This is a genomic window from Hymenobacter gelipurpurascens, from assembly GCF_900187375.1.
GTDB lineage: Bacteria > Bacteroidota > Bacteroidia > Cytophagales > Hymenobacteraceae > Hymenobacter > Hymenobacter gelipurpurascens.
Genome location: NZ_FYEW01000001.1, coordinates 336,803 through 356,712, shown reverse-complemented (window position 1 = coordinate 356,712; position 19,910 = coordinate 336,803). Strand labels below are relative to the sequence as shown.

Annotated in this window: 16 protein-coding genes; 13 read left to right on the top strand and 3 right to left on the bottom strand. The window is 58.6% G+C overall.

Features of this window, described 5'->3' with window-relative positions:
• The first annotated feature begins 271 nt into the window (after positions 1 to 271).
• On the top strand, positions 272 to 1,174 hold the full coding sequence (locus CFT68_RS01520; RefSeq protein ID WP_088841663.1) for a histone deacetylase family protein: 903 nt from the start codon (positions 272 to 274) through the stop codon (positions 1,172 to 1,174).
• Between the two features lie 55 nt (positions 1,175 to 1,229).
• The gene (locus CFT68_RS01515) at positions 1,230 to 2,252 is read left to right on the top strand and encodes a J domain-containing protein (protein ID WP_088841662.1); all 1,023 of its coding nucleotides are present in this window, start codon (positions 1,230 to 1,232) and stop codon (positions 2,250 to 2,252) included.
• 2 nt (positions 2,253 to 2,254) lie between these two features.
• On the opposite strand, the gene CFT68_RS01510 is transcribed toward CFT68_RS01515, so the two are convergent.
• Positions 2,255 to 3,709, bottom strand: coding sequence for a phytoene desaturase family protein (locus CFT68_RS01510; RefSeq protein ID WP_088841661.1), 1,455 nt, complete (start codon positions 3,707 to 3,709; stop codon positions 2,255 to 2,257).
• A gap of 140 nt (positions 3,710 to 3,849) precedes the next feature.
• The gene (locus tag CFT68_RS01505) at positions 3,850 to 4,731 is read right to left on the bottom strand and encodes an alpha/beta fold hydrolase (RefSeq protein ID WP_088841660.1); all 882 of its coding nucleotides are present in this window, start codon (positions 4,729 to 4,731) and stop codon (positions 3,850 to 3,852) included.
• A 455-nt stretch (positions 4,732 to 5,186) separates the two neighbouring features.
• Here CFT68_RS01505 and CFT68_RS01500 point away from each other — a divergent pair, with 455 nt between their 5' ends.
• Positions 5,187 to 5,549, top strand: coding sequence for a hypothetical protein (locus CFT68_RS01500; protein WP_088841659.1), 363 nt, complete (start codon positions 5,187 to 5,189; stop codon positions 5,547 to 5,549).
• A gap of 319 nt (positions 5,550 to 5,868) precedes the next feature.
• Here the strand turns inward: CFT68_RS01500 and CFT68_RS01495 are convergent, their stop codons facing one another.
• On the bottom strand, positions 5,869 to 6,642 hold the full coding sequence (locus tag CFT68_RS01495) for an XRE family transcriptional regulator (protein ID WP_088841658.1): 774 nt from the start codon (positions 6,640 to 6,642) through the stop codon (positions 5,869 to 5,871).
• Between the two features lie 189 nt (positions 6,643 to 6,831).
• Here CFT68_RS01495 and CFT68_RS01490 point away from each other — a divergent pair, with 189 nt between their 5' ends.
• The 10 genes from CFT68_RS01490 to CFT68_RS01440 all read left to right on the top strand — a co-directional run bounded on the left by CFT68_RS01490 (position 6,832) and on the right by CFT68_RS01440 (position 19,861).
• Entirely contained in the window at positions 6,832 to 7,251 is a 420-nt protein-coding gene (locus CFT68_RS01490; RefSeq protein WP_088841657.1) for a type III secretion system chaperone family protein, read from the top strand.
• Positions 7,252 to 7,348: 97 nt separating this feature from the next.
• The gene (locus CFT68_RS01485) at positions 7,349 to 8,053 is read left to right on the top strand and encodes a PspA/IM30 family protein (RefSeq protein WP_088841656.1); all 705 of its coding nucleotides are present in this window, start codon (positions 7,349 to 7,351) and stop codon (positions 8,051 to 8,053) included.
• A gap of 51 nt (positions 8,054 to 8,104) precedes the next feature.
• Entirely contained in the window at positions 8,105 to 8,323 is a 219-nt protein-coding gene (locus CFT68_RS01480) for a hypothetical protein (protein ID WP_088841655.1), read from the top strand.
• 90 nt (positions 8,324 to 8,413) lie between these two features.
• Positions 8,414 to 9,076 carry an OB-fold-containig protein gene (locus CFT68_RS01475; protein ID WP_088841654.1) on the top strand — a complete coding sequence of 221 codons (663 nt, stop codon included), beginning with the start codon at positions 8,414 to 8,416 and terminating at the stop codon, positions 9,074 to 9,076.
• 46 nt (positions 9,077 to 9,122) lie between these two features.
• Positions 9,123 to 9,524 (top strand): PH domain-containing protein, encoded by a 402-nt coding sequence (locus CFT68_RS01470; protein ID WP_088841653.1) that lies wholly within the window; start codon positions 9,123 to 9,125, stop codon positions 9,522 to 9,524.
• A 345-nt stretch (positions 9,525 to 9,869) separates the two neighbouring features.
• Positions 9,870 to 12,038, top strand: a complete 2,169-nt coding sequence (locus CFT68_RS01465) for a flotillin family protein (RefSeq protein ID WP_245815246.1) — start codon at positions 9,870 to 9,872, stop codon at positions 12,036 to 12,038.
• 180 nt (positions 12,039 to 12,218) lie between these two features.
• Entirely contained in the window at positions 12,219 to 12,599 is a 381-nt protein-coding gene (locus CFT68_RS01460) for a DUF3592 domain-containing protein (RefSeq protein ID WP_088841652.1), read from the top strand.
• 45 nt (positions 12,600 to 12,644) lie between these two features.
• Positions 12,645 to 17,549, top strand: a complete 4,905-nt coding sequence (locus CFT68_RS01455) for a DNA repair ATPase (RefSeq protein ID WP_088841651.1) — start codon at positions 12,645 to 12,647, stop codon at positions 17,547 to 17,549.
• A gap of 182 nt (positions 17,550 to 17,731) precedes the next feature.
• Positions 17,732 to 17,932, top strand: coding sequence for a DUF3592 domain-containing protein (locus CFT68_RS22475; RefSeq protein WP_141106396.1), 201 nt, complete (start codon positions 17,732 to 17,734; stop codon positions 17,930 to 17,932).
• A gap of 948 nt (positions 17,933 to 18,880) precedes the next feature.
• Positions 18,881 to 19,861, top strand: a complete 981-nt coding sequence (locus tag CFT68_RS01440) for an aspartate carbamoyltransferase catalytic subunit (RefSeq protein ID WP_088841648.1) — start codon at positions 18,881 to 18,883, stop codon at positions 19,859 to 19,861.
• The last annotated feature ends 49 nt before the right edge of the window (positions 19,862 to 19,910 follow it).

Here is a 19,910-nt window from a genome sequence, read left to right as displayed (position 1 = left end):
GACGAAGGACGAAGCAATCCTTCCCTTTGGTAATCCGAAGCTTTCATAAACTCAAGGCCCTTACCTCCTTTGTGGAAGTAAGGGCTTTTGCATAGGCCAATAGCTTGCGTACGTAAAAGGAAAGATTGCTTCGCCTCCGGCTCGCAATCACAACGCCACTGTAACTTCAGCACCACGCGTTCGGGTGCGGCAAGAAGGCGGGCTGTCCTGGCTTATTTCGCCTGACTGCCGTACGTTATCTTGCAGCGCCTTTTCCCATGCTCTTCCTCCCATGCCTTGTCTTGCTTCTTCGGAACGCTACAGTATCTCGCTTCCTAACGGCCACCGATTTCCCATTGCCAAGTATGAGTTGATTCGGGAGCAGCTACTCTGGCAGGGCATTGCGCCGCCAAGTGATATTTACGACCCTGGCCTAGCCTCCGAAGAAGACATCCTGCGCGTGCATTCCACGGAGTACTGGCACCGCGTGCGCGACATACAGCTGACCGCTGCCGAAGTGCGCCGGCTAGGCCTGCCACAAAGCCCCGAGCTGGTACGCCGCTCCCTGAGTAGTGTGGCCGGAACGGTACAGTCGTCGATCCGCGCCCTGCGCGACGGTATCGGGATGAGCCTGGCCGGCGGCACCCACCACGCCTTCCGCGACCGAGGTGAGGGCTTTTGCGTGCTGAACGATATTGCTGTGGCAGCTGCCCGGTTGCTCTACCACGGCGAGGCCCGCCAGATTTTGGTCGTGGACCTGGACGTGCACCAGGGCGACGGCACGGCCAGCATTTTTGAGAAGGAGCCGCGCGTTTTCACGTTTTCGATGCACGCCGGCGCCAACTATCCGTTGCGCAAGGAAAAGTCCGACCTTGATATTCCGCTGGACCTAGGTCTGGAAGATGCGGCCTACCTGCAGGTTCTGCGCGACACCTTACCACAGTTGCTAGGCCAGGTGCAGCCCGATTTCATTTTCTTCCAGGCCGGCGTAGATGTACTGGCCACCGATAAGTTGGGCAAGCTGGCCCTCACCCAGGAAGGCTGCTGCCAGCGCGACGAGCTGGTGCTAGGCCTTTGCCACCAGCACCAGATTCCTGTAGCCGTGAGTATGGGCGGCGGCTACTCTGAGCGCATCTCTGATATTGTAGATGCCCACTGTAACACGTTTCGGGTGGCCTACGAGGTGTTCGGGTAGAGGTTTACCTTGTTCTACTGGAAGCCCCCATCTGCCAGCCGCTTACCTTTGCCCCATGAATCTGCACAACCCTGCCACCGACTTGCCCGCCGCCAAATCTTTGCCCACACTGGCCCCTGCCGAAGCACCCGGCACCCCAGCGCAGCAGGCGTTCCGGGAGGCCGTAGCACAGGTGGAAGGGTTGCGCCAGCGCCTGCGGGAGCTCAAAATAGAGCAGGCTGAGGCCCGGCGGCGCTACTGGCAACAGGTAGGCCCGGTGGCGGAAGCCGTGGTGAAAGTGCGGCAGAAGCTTTTCGGGCCGTTAGAAGAAGCCTTGCTGCTGGGCTTCTTCAGCCGTGCCGAGGAACACCAGATTACGGCCGTAATTCTGGGCAATGCCCGCTCCCTGCAAGACCGGTTTGGGGAAGATGCAGCGGATCTTCTGCGCAAATATTCCCCACTCCGCCGCGCCGATCTGGACGACGAGGAGGAAACGGCTCCAACTGCGGAACCCACGTCTCCGCCCGATAATGACCCCACGTTACCGCCGCACGAGCAAGCCGCCGCTGCGGCCCGCGCCCGGCGCAAAACCAAAGCGCAGAAAGCCCAGGATGCCGCTGAGCAAGCAGCTCGCGAGGAGCAGCAAAGTCTGCTTTCCAACACCAAAACCCTCTACCGCCAACTCGCCCGCACCCACCACCCCGACCTGGAGCGTGACCCCGCCGCCCAGCAGCAAAAAACCCAGCTCATGCAGCGCATCACGGAGGCCTACGAAGCCAACGACCTCTACACGCTGCTCCAGCTTCTCTCCGAATCAGCCCCCGCCTCACAGGCCGATGATACCGTGCTGCTGCGCTACACCCAGGCCCTGCACCAGCAGCAAACGGAGCTTAAGCAGCAACTCAATACGCTCAAATACGGCGAAAACGGCTTCTCCGGCAGCAGCGGCAAAAAGCGGGAGCAGGAAATACGCCACCTCAAGCGCCACCTTCGTGCCGAAGCCGAGTATCTGGAGCACATCTTTCAGCTAATTCAGGAGCCGATTGGCCTTCGCGAAGTATTGCGGGAACTGGCTGCGGAAGGGCACGAGACGATCTAGGCCTAAGCATCCTGATACAGCGGCGGCACGGGTAGCTTAAACACGTCGCGCAGGGTGCGGCTGGCGGCGTGGTAGCCGCACATGCCGTGCACGCCCCCACCGGGCGGCGTGGAAGAAGAGCACAGATACAAGCCGGCCGCCGAGGTGCGGTAGGGTGAGGCGCGCAGCGCCGGACGCGTGAACAACTGGCCTAGGTCGAGCATGCCGCCGTTGATGTCGCCGCCCACGTAGTTGGGGTTGTGCGCCTCCATAGCAGCCGTATCAAAGGTGTGGCGGCCGATTATCTGGTCGCGGAAGCCGGGGGCGAAACGCTCTACCTGCCGCTCAATGGTGTCGGTCATGTCTACCCACGAGCCATTGGGAACGTGGCAGTAGGCCCAGGCGGTGTGTTTGCCGGCGGGGGCGCGAGTAGTATCAAAAAGGCTTTGCTGGGCCAGCAGAACGAAGGGCTTCTCGGGGTGGTGCCCCTGGCCTATGGCATGCTCACTGGCGGTAATTTCTTCCAGCGTATTGCCTAGATGCACCGTGCCAGCCTGGGCACATTCGGGGGCGGCCCACGGAATGGGCCCATTGAGCGCCCAATCGATTTTGAACACGCCCCAGCCGTAGCGGTAGCGTCGCAGCTGGCTTTGATAGATGGACGACAACCGGTGCCCCGCAATCTGGAGCAGCTGGGCCGGCGTCACATCAAACAGCACCGCCCGGGCCGAAGGTAGCTGCGACATGGCCTGTATGTAGGTACCGGTTTCGATACGTCCGCCTAGCGCAACAAAGTGCGCCGCCAATGCATCGGCAATCGACTGTGAGCCGCCCTTGGGCAATGGCCAGCCTTTGCGGTGGGCGGCAATCAGCAATACCAGCCCAATGGCTGCCGTCGTGACGTTGGTGAGCGGCTGAATGGAGTGGGCGGCCATACCGGCAAAAAGCCCGCGCGCCGCTTGTCCCTGAAAGCGTTTTGCCAGCGTGGTAGCAGGCAGCAGCGCCGACAAGCCAAACTGCGCCATATCCAGCGGGTGCTTCGGGAAGTGCAAGGGCGCCAGCACATCGGCGGCTATACCCGGCCACTGTGCCACCAACGGCTCAAATAACTGCTGATACGAGGCGGCATCGGGACCTAGCTGCCGGGCCGTTTCGGTTAAGGAGTTCAGGGCCAGGGCCGCCGTGCCATCATCAAAAGGATGGGCGGCGGCTACGGGCGGCGTAAGGTATTCCAGGCCGTATTGGGCGAGCGGCAGTGTCTGAAAATAGGGCGAGGCCACCGCCAGCGGGTGAATAGCCGAACAGATATCGTGGCGAAAGCCGGGCAACGTGAGCTCGGCCGTGCGTAGGCCACCTCCAATTGTGTCTTTGCCTTCGAGCAGCAACACCGAAAGGCCCGCCTGCTGCAACACAATGGCGGCTGCCAGCCCATTCGGCCCCGAGCCCACAACTACGGCATCATACTCCGGTTTGCTCATATCACCTTATTCAGAGGTAGCGTATTTATCCTACCCAAGAATACAACAATAACGGGCACTTAGAACCACAGAGTCCACCTGTTTAGGTAAGCCAGTACGCTGTTGTACTGGCTGCAGCTAATTGCCCGGCTGGCATCGGACTACCTCAGAAATTCTACAATCTCTCGGATAACGCCCGCATCGCGCATCACCCCATTGTGGCCTAGGCCAGTGGTGGGCCGAAAATCCAGCGTAGGCCAACTGGCCGCAATTTCCTCGGCTTCGGCAAACGGAATACTTTCATCGGCCAAGTCATGGAACAGCATGGCCTGACCTACGGGCAGCGTGTGCCCCGTTTGGATAAGGCTGAAACTCTCGGCGTCGCGGCCGTGCTGCTCCTGAATGTAGCGCCGCATACGTTGCACCACCGCCTCGGGCAGCTGCAGCAGCTCAGCGAAGCGTTGGGCCACGGCCGAGGTGCTACCGGGAGCCGCCAACAATACCAGCTTAGCCAGTGCGCCTGTAGTGGCAGTGTTGAATTTCACGGGAATTCCGGCAGTGGCGGCGGCCCCCAACGAGTGGGCAACAACGGCATCAATTGCTCCTACTGCATCGGCTACGGCCTGCACGCCTCGGGCAAACGCGGGCAAAGTGGTGCGGCTGCCAGCCGAGGCGCCGTGGGCGGGGCCATCGAGGGCGATAACGCGGAAACCCGCCGCCGTCAGGCCCCGCGCCATCACGCCCCAGAAGCTGGCCCGATGTTCCCAGCCGTGCACCAACAGCACGGTTTGCGCACCCTCAGAGTTCCACTCGTAGGCCACTACAGAGCCGCGCGGGGTACTTACTTCAAACTGCCGGGCTTCCGCAATGGCGGCCGCCTCCCACTGCTTTTGCGGCAGGCGCCGGGGCGTGGTAAAGAGTCGCCAGGCAGCCCCAAACGCCAGCTCCGTAGACACGGCCGCAAGCAGCCTAAACTTAAGACGAAGCAGGCCTAGGCCTGGTGGCAATTGGGTAGGCGCTGAAGCAGTAGCAGTAGTTGACATGTGAGGGCAAATATCGGCTATTGTACGCTAGGACCGGGCAGATGCAGGTGTAGCCAGCGCCCGGAAACGCGCACAGCTGAAGGCTACCTAACAACACAGCCCGCCATTCCGACTAGTGCATCTAACTGCATTAAGACACTACTCGTTGCAAATCAGCCTTTCAACCAACCTGATTATCAATCAAATACTAATACTCCAAATTGCACTCTACCATCAGCCAATATATCCTTGATAGTCCTGCAGCTATTTTCTTCGATGCAAAATCCAACAATCTTCCGGAAAGCTTAATCCAAACCGCACTATATCTCCGTACCTTGATACACCCCATCTGATCTGTTTCCTATTGCATGATTCTTACTCTACCCGCCATACGTGCACAGTTTTTTGCCAGTACCTCTCTTCTTCGCTTTCAGTGGAATACCTCTCAAACTGGCCTACACGGGTTTAGGAAGGGTATGGAATCAGTAGCTCAGGTGATTGAGCAGAACGGAGTCCGCCAGACGCTGGTGGATATGAACGGGCTGCCGAGCCTGAGCCTTGATGATCAGTTTTGGGTGGCCTCTACGTGGCTGCCGCGCGTGGCCAAAGGCGCCGTACAACGCGTAGCGCTGGTTTTGCCTACTCGCAACATGTACAACCAGCTGGTAGTAGAAGGCCTAGTGCGCACCGGCCGGCACTTCATGAGCTACGATATTCAGTTTTTTTCCAGCACCCACGAAGCTGCCGATTGGCTGATTGGCGACCATCCTCCCGTGCTGGCGGCCCTACTTTCTGAGTGGCCCTATGCGCAGGACAGCGCCGTCAGCACTACGCGCTAACCCGTTATTAGAGCGGTTTCGGGGCTAGCACACCTTGTGCGCAGTTGTGACGCACTATTTTGCGTCTCGCCGATCGCGCCATAACACCGATTTCGTGCAACGATGAGACGCAAAATAGTGTGTCTCTACAACGTCTACTGACTCCGAAACCGCTCTAACGATCTTCACTCTTAGCGGAGCAAGGTTGCTTTACTACTAGGTCCTTCCTCCGCCTATCCGCATTGATACTTTTTGGATAGGCGGCGGAAGTAAGCCAGCGTCGGTACAGCCGGCAGCTGGATATCCGGCGGAGTGTATCTCCGGGCACAATTTCGCGGTATTACTGCTTGTTCAGGCGTTGCATTACCTCCTCTAACTGCCGCTCCAGCTGCGCTACACGCTCTTCCAGCAGCGCGGGAGCCCGCAGGTGCGTGCTGAAGCTGCCGTGCACCTCCCAGATTTCGAGTGCGTCGGTCAGCAGCAGCGTCTGCACGGGGTAGTCGGGGTTATCGGCTCGTAGTTTGAGCACTCCACCGGGTTCCTGCTCGCTGAGGCGACGTACCAGCAAGCGACTCTGCGTTACGAAAGCGTACAGACGGCCTACATGAAAACGGGGCGCGGCTTTATCCACCTGACAACACAAGACCACGTCCTGATGGCGGAGCGTGGGCTGCATATCTGCCCCATTTATCTCGAAAGCGCGGGTGGCGGGGCCTAGCTTATGCGGAAAGGTCAGAGACTGGAGGCCATCGATAAAGCTGGTGTCGTGGTGCTGCACAATGTACTCCAGCATCCGGGCGGCGGGCACGTAGGGCGTCAGGTGTGGCTGGCGGTCGGCCTCGGCTAGCGGTACGGATGCTTCACTAGTCGTTTTTTGCTGATACAGGTCAAAGTTATAGAGCTCATTTACCGTTAGCTCTTTTGTAAGTAGCAAGTCTACCGATAAGCCAAAATGCTGAGCAATCTGGATCAGGGTTTCCATTTTTGGCTCTGAGCGTCCTTCTTCATAGGCTCCAACGCTAGGCCTGGCCAAGCCAAATAATTCAGCAAAAGCCGCCTGACTCAGCTTCTTGACAGTTCTTAGCTTACGAATGTTCTTCCCTACGTTCGACATACGGTAAAAATATTTTCTGCTCAAACCTTGAGCATCATGCAAACTTTACTTACAATTGCATCGTAAAGCTACCATAATCAGCGCAAGCGCCTGCATCTACCTCTATTTTTTTGAGCACCGACAGTTTGCTACTCCACTGAGCCAGTTGCGCTTTTCCTTACCTTTTCGCTCCGACTTCATTTATCTGCAATGGCCAATCATTACTTCTTTAAGATCAAAACGTACCTCCTGGAGCTGGGCTTCGATATCCGGCACCAGGAGGAAGCCACCAACCTGCTGGTGGTCAGCAAGCCGGAGCTGGGCATTGAGCACCTCGTGATAGGCTGCGGCGAGCCCCTGCTGATACTGGAGCAGCACCTGCTGGACTTGCCCAACCCCAGCTGCGAAGTGTATCAGCAACTGCTCCAGAAGAACCGCGACATCATCCACGGTGCTTTCGTGCTGGATGATACGGGCCGCAAGGTCATCTACCGCGATACCCTGCAGCTTGAACACCTCGACCGCCCGGAGCTGGAAGCCGTGTTCAACTCTCTGAGCCTGCTGCTGAGCGAATTCAGTGATGAATTAATTGCCTTTTCTAAAGGAGAGCTTGGGGTGGTGAAGGCCTGACCAAGCACGCTTACCCTGGCCTAGGCCAGTAGCAAGCAGCCCATTCAGTCTTGATTCCATAAGCCAGAATCTCTTTACAACTAAGCCTTATAAAGCCATGAACATCTTCAACCGCATCTTCAAAATTGGGCAGGCCGAAGCGCATTCCGCCGTCAATCAGCTCGAAGACCCCATCAAAATGACTGAGCAAGGCCTGCGCGACCTCCGCCTGGACCTCGACAAGAGCCTGCAGGCCCTGGCCGAGGTGAAGGCCATGGCTATCCGGGCGCGCAACGAGGCCTCGGCGGCCCAGGCCAAAGCGCTCGACTATGAGAACAAAGCAGTGCTGCTGCTCCAGCGTGCCCACAGCGGCGACCTGCCCTCCGGCGAAGCCGACCGCCTGGCCAGCGAGGCATTGGTGAAAAAGGCCGAAAACGAAGCCCACGCCGCCCGCGCCACTTCGGAGCAGGAGAAGTTTGAGCAGTCGGCCAGCCAGCTCGATCAGAACGTGCAGCAGCTCAAATCCACCATCAGCCAGTGGGACAACGAGCTGAAAACGCTGAAGGCTCGCGTGACGGTGAGCACGGCCACCAAAACTATCAACCAGCAGCTGGCCCAACTCGATTCCTCCGGGACGGTGGCACTGCTGGAGCGCATGAAGGAAAAGGTAGCCGTGGAGGAAGCCCTGGCGGAATCATACGGGCAGATTGCCAACGAGAACAAGACCATCGACCAGGAGATTGACAAAGCACTAGGCCAGTCGGGACAGAGCAAAGCCACGCAAGACTTGCAAGCACTAAAGGCTAAGCTGGGGCTGGAGTAAGCAAGCGCGCGACTTCATGACACATCTACTTATTAAGTAATACCCTACAGCATGAATACCGAAGAAAGTATCATCAGAATCTGTGCTATGCTGGGCATATTTGGAGGTCTAGCCCTCCAGATTTCCCATGTACTCGATCAATCTACTAGTCGCACGATATCCACCTTTGGCTTCGCGCTGGCCGTGGTAGCTTACTCACGCTATGCGCGCCGTTTGCAAACTGAAAACCAGGAATTACGGCAGCGCCTGGAGCAACGCCAAGAACTGTAATACGGTTGAGGTTTCTCCACCGATTTTCCTGTTCTTGCTACGGCAAAACGGCGCCCGGCATTGCCTCTCACCGGTTAGCAATCTACTTCCATGAATGAACTTCTACACGCCGCGGTTTCGCCGCCCAACCTCGCCCCCACGGCCCTGTTGGTGTTTGTGCTGCTGTATTGGCTGACGGTAATTGTGGGAGTGCTCGATCTGAAGACCGTGGACCTCGACATCGATACGCACCACGATGTGCACTTGGGCCACCACGCTTCTATAGGCCACCCCGAGGCCCCCGGCATTAGCTGGCTGAACCACGCACTGGCGTTCTTCAACCTGGGCCGCATACCGCTAATGGTGTTCCTGAGCTTTGTGGCCCTAGCGTGGTGGATAAGCAGCCTGCTACTCAACTATTATCTGCACAACGAGTCGGGGCTGCTGGGCATGGTGTTGCTGGTGCCGCTGCTGCTAGGCAGCCTGTTGGTGGCTAAAGTTCTCACGTTGCCCTTTGTGCAACTGTTTGCCGCCATGGAAAAGGAAACGGACGGTGGCGCCCAGCCCTTGGGCAAGGTGTGCACCGTGCTGCTGCCTACCACGGCCTACCGCCTGGGCCAAGCCAGCGTGCAGCCCCTCAATGGCGCCCCGCTTATGCTGAACGTACGCGCCGCCTCCCCTACCGCCGAGCTTCGCAAAGGCGACACCGCACTGGTTATTGACTTTGATGCAGAGCGCCAATGCTACCTGATTGAGGCTTACGAAATGCTCTAGGCCACTCGGCCCCCTGTATTACATAATTCATATATTTACCACTGCTATGTCCCAAACCTTCAACTCCAAGATAAGCTGGTGGATGTTTGCCCCCATCCTGAGTGGCCTAGGATTCTTTTTACTGCTATCTTTCGTGCAGCACCGCTGGTTGGCGGCGGGGCTGGTGCTCCTGGCGGGCACTTTTATCCTCTATCTACTAGTGAGCACGCGCTATACTATCACCTCACAGGAGCTGTTAATTGAGTCTGGCCCGATTCGGAAGCGGGTACCGTTGGCCAGCATCACGACCATTACGCCTTCGCACAACCCGATCAGTTCCCCGGCCCTGTCGCTTGATCGACTGGAAATTCGCTACGGCAAGTTTGACTCGGTGCTGATATCCCCGGCCGATAAAGCCGGCTTCCTCACCGCCCTGCATCAACTCATCCCCGCATTGCGCCATGATTGATCTGCTGCTGAAACTCAAAGTGTTCCTGCATTGGCTAGGCCAGTTCCTGTTTGATGGGGCACTGGCAGAGCTATTCGACAAGTTAGCCGACCTGCTATTTCCCTAAGCTGCCACTGGCCTAGGCCACTTTTATCCAATACAGCAGGCGCTTGCGGTTATATATAAGTCGTTTTTCCTTATTAAAATCCTGAATTATCCTACTCGTATCCCTATAGTTATAGGTAGCTTCACGCTGCATTTCCACTTGCCAGCTTTCTCCTAATGCGCCTGCTTTTCTGAGCCCAGGCCTAGGCCTCTCTGCCCATTTTTTCCTCCTGATTGACTGTACTCCTACTTCCTACTTCCATGTTAGAACAACTTTCCCTGGCGGTGATTATCATCGTCGCTGTCCTCCTATTGGGCTTTCTCGCCATTGTGGCCCGCATGTACCAAAAGGCCGTACAGGGCGAGGCCCTGGTGCGCACTGGTATGGGCGATACGCAGGTCTCGTTTAGCGGCATTTTTGTGGTGCCTATTCTCCACAAGCTGGAGGTGATGGACATCAAGCTCAAAACCATCGTTATTTCCCGCGCCGGCTCCGAGGGGCTGGTCTGCAAGGACAACATGCGCGCCGATGTGAAGGTGAACTTCTTCGTGCGCGTCAACAAGACGAGCCAGGATGTGGTGAACGTGGCCCAGAGCATTGGTGCCCACCGCGCCTCCGACCCCGCCGCCCTGGAAAGCCTCTTCGACGCCAAGTTCTCGGAAGCGTTGAAGACGGTTGGTAAGCACTTTGATTTCATTGAGCTCTACAACTCCCGTGAGCAGTTCAAGCAGCAAATCCTGACCATCATCGGCACCGACCTGAACGGCTACGTACTCGACGACTGCGCTATTGATTACCTGGAGCAAACCCCGCTCACGGCCCTGAACCAGGACAACATTCTCGACGCCGAGGGTATCAAGAAAATCATTGCCCTGACCTCGGAGCAGAAGATTCAGGCCAACTCCATTCAGCGGGAGCAGCAGAAAACCATCAAGAAGCAGGACGTAGAGGCCCAGGAAACCATCCTGCAGCTCGAAAAGCAGCTGATTGAAAACCAGGAAAAGCAGAAGCGCGAAGTAGCCAACATCCGGGCCCGCGAGGTGGCCGAAGCTGCCAAAGTGCAGCAGGAAGAAACCCTGAAATCGGAGAAGGCGCGTATTGCTACCGAGGAGGAAGTCGGCATTGCCGAGCAGAACCGCGACCGGCAGGTGCTGGTAGCGGAGCGCAACAAGCAGCGCACCGATGCCGTGGAAACGGAACGTGTGGCTCAGGCCAAAGCCCTGGAAGTCAATGAGCGTGAGCGGATTGTAGCCCTGGCCCAGATTGAAAAGGAGAAGGCTTTGGAAGAAGAGAAAAAGAACATCCAGACCATCATCCGCGAAAGAATCACTGTGGAAAAAGCCACGGTGGTAGAAGAGGAGAAGATCAAGGACACCCGCGCCCAGGCCCTCGCCGACCGTGAAAAGCTGGTAGCCGTGACGGCCGCTCAGCAACAAAACGAAACAACCACCATTGCGGCGGTAGGCACCGCCAATACGGAAAAGCAGGCGGCCGAATTCCGCGCCAAGCAAGCCCTCATTGATGCCGAAGCCGAAAAAGCCAGCGCCGAGTTCAAAGGTCAGGCTATTCGTATTCTAGCCGAAGCCGAAGCCAGCAAAGCCACCGCCGTAGGCCTAGCCGAAGCGCAGGTGATGCAGGCCAAAGCCACTGCCCGCCAGAAGGAAGGCGAAACCGAAGCCAATGTGCTCCAGCTCACCGCTGCTGCCGAAGCCCAGGCCATCCAGTCGAAAGCTGGAGCCCAGGCCGAAGCCGACGAGAAGCTAGGCCTGGTTGCTGCCAAAATCAACCGTGAAAAAGGCCTCGCCGACGCCTCTATCATTGAGGCCCGCGCCGACGCCGACCAGAAGAAAGGCCTCGCCGAAGCTGCCGTATCGGAGCAAAAGTTCGCCGTAGAAGCCAAGGGTATCGAAGCCAAGGCCGACGCCATGAAAAAGCTCGACGGTGTGGGCAAAGACCACGAGGAGTTCAAGCTGCGCCTCGACAAAGAGAAGTCAGTGGAGCTGGCCCAGATCAGCATCCAGAAGGACATTGCTGCCTCGCAAGCTGACGTTATCGGCGAGGCCCTCAAAGCCGCCAAAATTGATATCGTGGGTGGCGAAACCATGTTCTTCGACCAGATTATCGGCTCCATCACGAAAGGCAAAATGGTTGACCGCACCGTGCACAACTCCGAAGTGCTGGGCACCGTGAAAGACGCCTTCTTCTCTCTAGACGGCGGTGGTGACTTTAAAACCAACCTGCGCCGCTTCGTGGACCAGTTCGGCTTCTCGGCCGAAGAAATGAAGAACCTGAGCGTATCGGCCCTGCTGCTGAAGATGATGCACAAAGCCGGCGACGACACGACCCGCAACACCATTACGGAGCTGGCCAGCACGGCCACGGCCCTGGGTATTGGAGATAAACCCGCCCGGGTGCTGGAGCTGAAGTAAGGTTGATTACCCTAGCTAGAGTTAGAAACTAGCTCCCCTCCTCAGATGAGGAGGGGTTGGGGGTGGTTGAAACACCAGAACAACTATTAGAGCTAGATTCTAAAACCTGTTCAACGATTAGTCAACCACCACTAGCCACTCCTCAGATGAGGAGTGGAGCTAGTTTTTAGCTCTGGCTACATGCCCATGCAAGCCTCCGATTCTACCCCTTCCCCGACTACCACCCGGCAAGTAATCGGCATCGTCCTTGGGCTGGTTTTCTGTTTTGCAGTCGCAGCTGGTATCATCTACTTCGTCATAACGAAAACTGCTGAGGAGCGGGAGTTGATCCTGAAAAACCCAGGGTATGCTACGGGCATCATTACCCGGGTAAGAAGATTTAAGGGCAAACGCATATCGGTGCAGTATACCGTGGCCGGCAAGCAATATTCCCTCAGAACGAGGGTACCCGCCGTCTTTTTGCACACCCACAAAAAAGGCGACACTACCACCGTCATCTATTCTAGAGCCGATCCATCTAGTGCTATCCTGAGGGCCAAGTTGCGGCCCTCAACCAAGTAATCAGCAGTTCTTTTCTCCTGGCAAGGGTTTGTGCCTTGCCCTCCTATGGAAGCTCAAGCTACCCAACTCGAAACTGGCACCTACGAAATCCTGCGCAACCGCCTGCTCAAGAGCAGCACCGACTTGCGCCAGCGGCTGGATAAGCTGAACACTGAGCGCAAGCAGGTGTTCGGAGCCGTGGATACGCGTCTGATTGGTACGGGCCGCATTACCACCGAAAACAACTGCGTGCCCTGGGACATGGTGCCGGTGGGGAGGCGGTTCATCTTTGGGTATAATGTGGTGCTCGGGCTGAAGGCGGAGCCGGACTTGGCCGACGTGTTTGGGGTGTACGAGTATGCCGAGCACGATTTCCGGCCGCTGGAACTGGAACTGTTGCAGCACCCGCAGTTTCTGGAGGAGTTCCGCAACCTGTACCGCTACTACAAGAACACCCAGTTCGTGAAGTTCGCCGTCATTGGCGTGCACATGTTCATGGTGTTTCGGGTGGGCAAGAGTGCTTCCGATGTGAAGACGTTCAAGTGGCTGATGCAGGGCGACACGCTGAGCTACATCGATAACCGCTCCGACCACGAGTACACCTTCCCGCCCCAGCACGAGTTCCAGTGGAAGCGCGCCACCCGCGACATGCAGCGCGGCGGCAAGCATCCGCACATCAGCATCGAGGATAAGGTGTTCGTGGAGACGATTGGTGGCGACTTGACCATCAAAGTCGAGGACAACACCAGCACCGGGCAGGGTATTCTGAGCGAGCCAGTCGACGACAAGGACCAGACCCTGGACGACTCGGAAATCTATTATGCGGTGGTCGGCAACCTGATTCTGCTGAAGATCCGGCCCTACCAGGAGCAGGAGTACCGCTATTTTATCTTCAACCACAAGCTAAAAACTGCCCAGCGCCTTGATGCCCTGGCCGATGCCTGCGTGCTGCTGCCCGATGGGCAGGGCCTGATTTTCCCGCACGGCTTTTACCTGCAAACCGGCGACAACAAGCTCTTCGACAACGGCCTGCGCGAGATGCTGTTTGAGAAGCGCGTCGTGTCGCCCAACGGGGAGAATTTCCTGTACGTGTTCTTCAACAAGGACCACGGCACTTACCTGCTGCTGAGCTACAACCGCGTTGCCCAGCGCGTGGACAACCCCATTGTGTGCCACGGCTACGCCCTGTTCGAAAACGGGGAACTATGCTACTTCCGCGCCGACGATGAGCCCAAGAAGCACCACGCCGTGCAGATCTGGCAGACGCCCTACACCGCCCCGGATTTCCAGCTGCCCGTCACCTCCGATTCCTACCTCTACAAGCTAGGCAACAAGGAAATCGTGCGGGCCATGAGCGAGGTGCAGGAAGTCCTGACGCTGACCGGCAAGGACGATTCCTACGCCGGCCTCTACCTCGACCTGATCCGCCAAACGACCAGCCTGACTGACGCCTACCACTGGCTGCGCGAGCCCGCGGCTCAGGCCCTGGCCGAGCCCCTGGGCGAAATCCGGCAGACCGCTACGGCGGCCGTGGAGGAGTTCGAGAAGGTGCAGACCATTCGCAAAAATACCGCTCAGCAAACGGCGGCGGTGTTTCAGAAAGCCGACGAGCTGACCGGCCGTATCCGCCGCTCGGCGCCCGATACCGTCACGGAGTTTGTGCAGCTGCTGGGCGAGCTGCGTGGGGTGCGGGGCGAGGTAATTTCCTTGAAGGAACTGCGCTACGTGGAGCTGCCCGCCGTGGAACAGCATGCCACTGGCCTAGAGGAGCTGAGCAAGGAAGTGGCCCTGCAAACCGTGGATTTCCTGCTCCGGCCCGATGCCCTGGCCCCCTATTCCCAACGCGTGCAGGCCATTGCCGACTGCGTGGAGCAGGTGCAGAAAACCATAGAGGCCGATCAGCGCGAGCAGGAAACGGCCGCTGTGGCCCAGGAGCTGGAGCTGCTGATTGAGGTAGTCAGCAACCTGCCCATCCCCGACCCCACTCAGACCACGGCCATCATCGACAACATCTCGACGGTGTACGCCCGCTTCAACCAGATTCGGGCGGCGCTGAAACGGCGGCGGCAGGCGCTGGCTGGCACCGAGGCCCAGGCCGAGTTTACCGCCCAGCTCAAGCTGCTGGAGCAAGCCCTCACCAACTACCTCGACCTGGCCGACACCCCCGCCAAGTGCGACGAATACCTAACCAAGCTCATGGTGCAGCTCGAAGAGCTGGAAGGCAAGTTTCCCGATTTCGACCAGTTTATCGAGCAGCTCACCACCCGCCGCGAGCAGGTAGTAGAAGCCTTCGAGTCGAAGAAAACGGCCTTGGTATCTGCCCGAAACCAGCGCGCCACGGCGTTGCTGCAAAGCGCCGAGCGGCTGCTGAAAGCGGTGCAAAGCCGCCTCACCCGCTTGGAATCTGTGGCGGATATCAACGGGTACTTCGCCGCCGACGTGATGGTGGAGAAGGTGCGCCAAACCGCCCAGGAGCTGATTAACCTCGGCGACTCGGTGAAGTCGGATGACGTGCAGAGCCGGCTGAAAACCCTGCGCGAAGACGCCGTGCGCCAGCTCCGCGACCGGGCCGACCTCTTCGCCGACGGCGGCCAAACGCTCAAGTTCGGCCCGCACGCTTTCACGGTGAACACCCAGCCACTGGAGCTGACCGTGGTGCTGCGCGACGGCGACCTGCATTACCACCTCACTGGCACCAACTTCTTCCAGAAGATAACCGACCCCGCCATGCTGGCTTCTAGGCCAGTCTGGGAGCAAACCGTGGTGTCAGAAAACCAGGACGTGTATCGGGCCGAATTCCTGGCTTGGCGCATTCTGCAAGCCGCCCAGCATCCCGCGCCAGCCAACCCAGAAGCGGGCCGCGCCGCGGTGCTGTCGGTTACCGAGCTAGGCCACCTCAGCCCCGCCGAGCTACTGGCCTACGTGCAGCAGTTTATGGCCGCACGCTACCAAGAAGGCTACCTCAAAGGCGTGCACGACCACGATGCGGCCCTGCTGCTCACGGCCCTGGTGCGCCTTACCCGCACAGCCGACCTGCTCCGCTACCCGGCAGACACCCGCGCCGCCGCGGCCCTCTACTGGCTGCGCTTCGCCAACCCCGACCAGCGCGCCCACTGGGAGCGGCAGCTACAAGGCATCGGGGTGCTGCTCCAGGTCTTCCCCGATTCGCAGGAGTTCGATGAGCTGAAAACTGAGTTGCAAACGGCAGTGGACCACTTCGCGGAGCAAACCGGCCTCTTCACCCCCGCCCAGGTAGCGGAAGCCGGCGACTACCTTTTCCATGAGCTGACCCACACCGGTACCTTCATCATTGCCGCCGAAGCCGCCGAGCTGTACCAGCAGTTCCAGAAGCAGCTGCAGGAGCGCCAGGCCACGGAGCTGTTTCAGCAGTCGGTGACTGGCCTACAGGACCAGCCCGCGGCCCAACTGCCCCTCATTCGGCAGTGGCTACAGGCCTACCTGCGCCAGGCGCCAGCCGCTGCTACCCTCTCCGATTTCTGCAACGAGTGCGCCGTACTGTTGCTGACAGGCACTTACGATTCGGCGCGGGTGGTACACACACCCTTGCGCGAAACGCTGGCCGACTTCCAGGGCACTCACGCCCGCCTCGCCGACGACCGCACCTACCAGCTTGACTTCCCCGATTTCCGCCGCCGTCTGCTGCACTACGACCGCGCCACGGTGGCACAGTACGAGGCGTTTCAGGAGGTGAAGAAGCTGCTGCTGGCCCGGGCCGCCGAGGACATGCGCCTGGAAGATTTCCGGCCCCGCGTGCTCACGTCGTTCGTGCGCAACCGCCTCATCGACCAAGTTTACCTGCCCATCATCGGGGCCAACCTAGCCAAGCAAATCGGGACGGCGGGTGAGGGCAAGCGCACCGACCTCATGGGCTTGCTGCTGCTTATCTCGCCGCCCGGCTACGGCAAAACCACGCTCATGGAGTACGTGGCCAACCGGCTAGGCCTCATCTTCATGAAAATCAACGGGCCGGCCATCGGGCACGCCGTGACCAGCGTCGACCCCGCCCAGGCCCCCAACGCCGGGGCGCGGCAGGAGCTGGAGAAGCTGAACCTGGCCTTCGAGATGGGCGACAACGTGATGATTTACGTGGATGATATTCAGCACTGCAACCCCGAGTTTCTGCAGAAGTTCATCTCGCTCTGCGACGCCCAGCGCAAGATTGAGGGCGTTTACCAGGGCCGCCCCCGCACCTACGACTTCCGGGGCCGCAAGGTGTGCGTGGTAATGGCCGGCAACCCTTACACCGAAAGCGGCGACGTATTCCAGCTGCCCGACATGCTGGCCAACCGCGCCGACATCTACAACCTCGGCGACATCCTCACGGCCGGTTCCGAAGACGCCTTCCGCCTCTCCTACCTCGAAAACGCCCTCACCAGCAACAGCGCCCTGGCCCGCCTCGCCACCCAAAGCCCCCAGGACGTGCCCGCCCTTATCCGCCTCGCCGAGACCGGGCAGCAGGACGGCCTCAGCTTCGAGGGCAACCACACGCCCGAGGAGCTGAACGAGTACGTGGCGGTGCTGCAAAAGCTGCTGCGCCTGCGCGACGTGGTGGCCCGCGTGAATGCGGCTTACATTGCCAGCGCCGCCCAGGCCGACGCCTACCGCACCGAGCCGCCGTTTAAGCTGCAGGGCTCCTACCGCAACATGAACAAGCTGGCCGAGAAAGTGCGCCCCGTGATGAACGACCAGGAAATTGAGCAGCTCCTGGCCGCCCACTACGAAAGCGAAGCCCAAACCCTGACCAGCGCCACTGAGGCTAACCTGCTCAAGCTGCGCGAGCTGCTGGGCTGGCTCACCCCCGAGCAAGCCGCCCGCTGGCGGCAAATCAAGCAAACCTACCTCGACAACCTGCGCAACTCCGGCGCCGGCCAGCTCCTGCAAATGCTGGATAAGCTGGAGAATATTGCCGGCGGGCTGAGCGGTATTCGGGAAGCGCTGAAGCGGGAGTAGTTTTCAAATTAACAACCAATAAGATCTTGCTTGAGCTATTTTGTGGTAGCCTGTGTGTCATTCTGCTACTTGTTATCCTTTATTTTCAAAAGACGGATAAACCTATCCTTAAAGCGCCTAAAGTGCCAGGTAGACTCTCGGTAATAAGACAGGGTATTCCAGTAGAAGGGACTATCGTAGGCGTGGAAACCGAAGGGCTTCGTCTCTTCGACCAGTTTCCAGTCGTCCGATTCAAAACACCCCAGGGTCAGTTGCTTACGCTCACCTGCCGGGAGAGCACCCGAGGCCCTGGCTACAAGAAAGGTCAGAAAGTAGAAGTCCGGTTTTTACCGATGTTTCCTGAGTACTTCATTGTGGTATCGGGCTTCGATTTTCTATTGTGACAAGCCCAAGCAGTTCCTACCCCGACACCCTGTTGACACAACCGCAACACCCGCAGCCTCGACGGCAAGCCCACCGGTATCTAGGCTAGTCCACTTGTCGGTAAGGCCCTGCTTGTAAGGGTGGCCTAGGCCGTGTGAACAGCGACTAAAAAACATCATTCTGAGGGCCGTCGAGGAATCTCGCGTGCTGAGGTTGTAGTGCTAACTCACTATAAAACCACGTCATCCTGAGCTTGCGAAGGATCTTGTCATGATAGTACGGGGTGCTAGGCCACTCGTTTGTGCGTGATAAGATCCTTCGCAAACTCGGGATGACGTACTTGAATAAGCACGCGAGATTCCTCGACGGCGCTCGGGATGGCTGTTAGGTGTTATAGCTGATTGCACTTACAGTTTACACAGCCTAGGCCACTTAGCCGGCCCGAAACGCTTCTGCCTAGTGCATTAAACCGCAGGGCCTTTGCTCGTTTGTTCGCGATACCCAGGGTGGCCTCACTGGATTTTTTTGCCTGACATGGTTAAAGGAACCGGAACAATGCCGTAGTTTTGCAGCATGCTTCAACCAAAAAACTTGTTGATGAAGCGTGGAACCCTGCTTGGCAAGGAACCGCGCGTGGGCCGGAAGGCCTACGCCGCCATTGGTTCTCCCGATTTTGCCTCTGTTATTTCCGTTTTTTATTCTGGGTATTGCCCCGCCACCGTTTCGGATTCCGAAACGGTTTTTTTATGTCCGTTGAGTTCGTCGGCTACTACCCCGCCGCCGATTCATACCTCAACCGCTGTACCCAGACCGGTATATACCAAGGCAGCCAACACCTCCCCCGAATCGTGGTGGCGACCATCGCCTCGGCCCACACCGGTAGCCGGTTTCTCCGGCATGGGGAGTGGTACATAAGACTTCACCTTGTCCTTTTTAGCTAGACGAACTCACCTTTCCTCAACTCCGGTATGGCACGTAAAGACCTGATCGACATCGCATCCCTTCACCGTGAGGAAATCGAGTTCCTGCTCGACCAATCCACGTCCTTTAAAAAACTGTTCAGCCACTCGGTTAAGAAAATTCCTGCCCTCGAAGGCAAGTCCGTGCTCATGCTGTTCTATGAGGCCAGCACCCGGACGCACTCTTCCTTCGAGGTTGCGGCCCGGCGCCTCTCGGCGGAGGTAACGAATTTCGACGTCGCCCACTCCTCCATCACGAAGGGCGAGTCGGTGCGCGAGACGATTGAGACGCTCCAGGCCATGCGCACCGACTATATCGTCGTCCGCCACAGCCACCCCGGCCTGCCCGGCATGATTGCCCGCCAAACCACGGCCTCGGTCATTAATGCCGGCGACGGGGCCCACGAGCACCCCACCCAGGCCCTGCTGGATGCCTTCACCATCAAGGAGAAATTTCCCGACCCTCGGGGTAAGAAAGTCCTCATCATCGGCGACATCCTCCACTCCCGTGTGGCGCGCTCCACCAGCACGCTGCTGCAAAAGCTGGGCGTCGAGGTGGCCTACCTGGGCCCGGGCTCGCTGGTGCCGAAGTACGCGCCGGAAAGCATCCGCCGCTTCACCGACTATGAGGCGGCCATGGCCTGGACGCCCGATGTGGTGTACCTGCTGCGGGTGCAGCTGGAGCGCCAGGACGTGCAGTTTTTCCCCAGCGTCCGCGAGTACCACCGGGTTTATGGCATCACCACCGCCCGGCTGGCGGAAATCCGCGACCGGGGCCTTTACATCATGCACCCCGGCCCCGTGAACCGGGGGGTAGAGCTCTGCGACGCTGTTATGGACTATGAGCGCAGCCTGATTACCAACCAGGTCGAAAACGGCATTTCCGTTCGCATGGCCGTGCTCGACTGGCTCACGCCGGGCGGCGAATTTCCGCGCCAGCAAGCGTATGCCGCACCGCAGCGAGCCAGCTCGCCCGTAATGCAGCCCTAACTACCGGACGAGGCGGCTGGGTCCGCCCGTGCATTTTCCTGTTCAACAG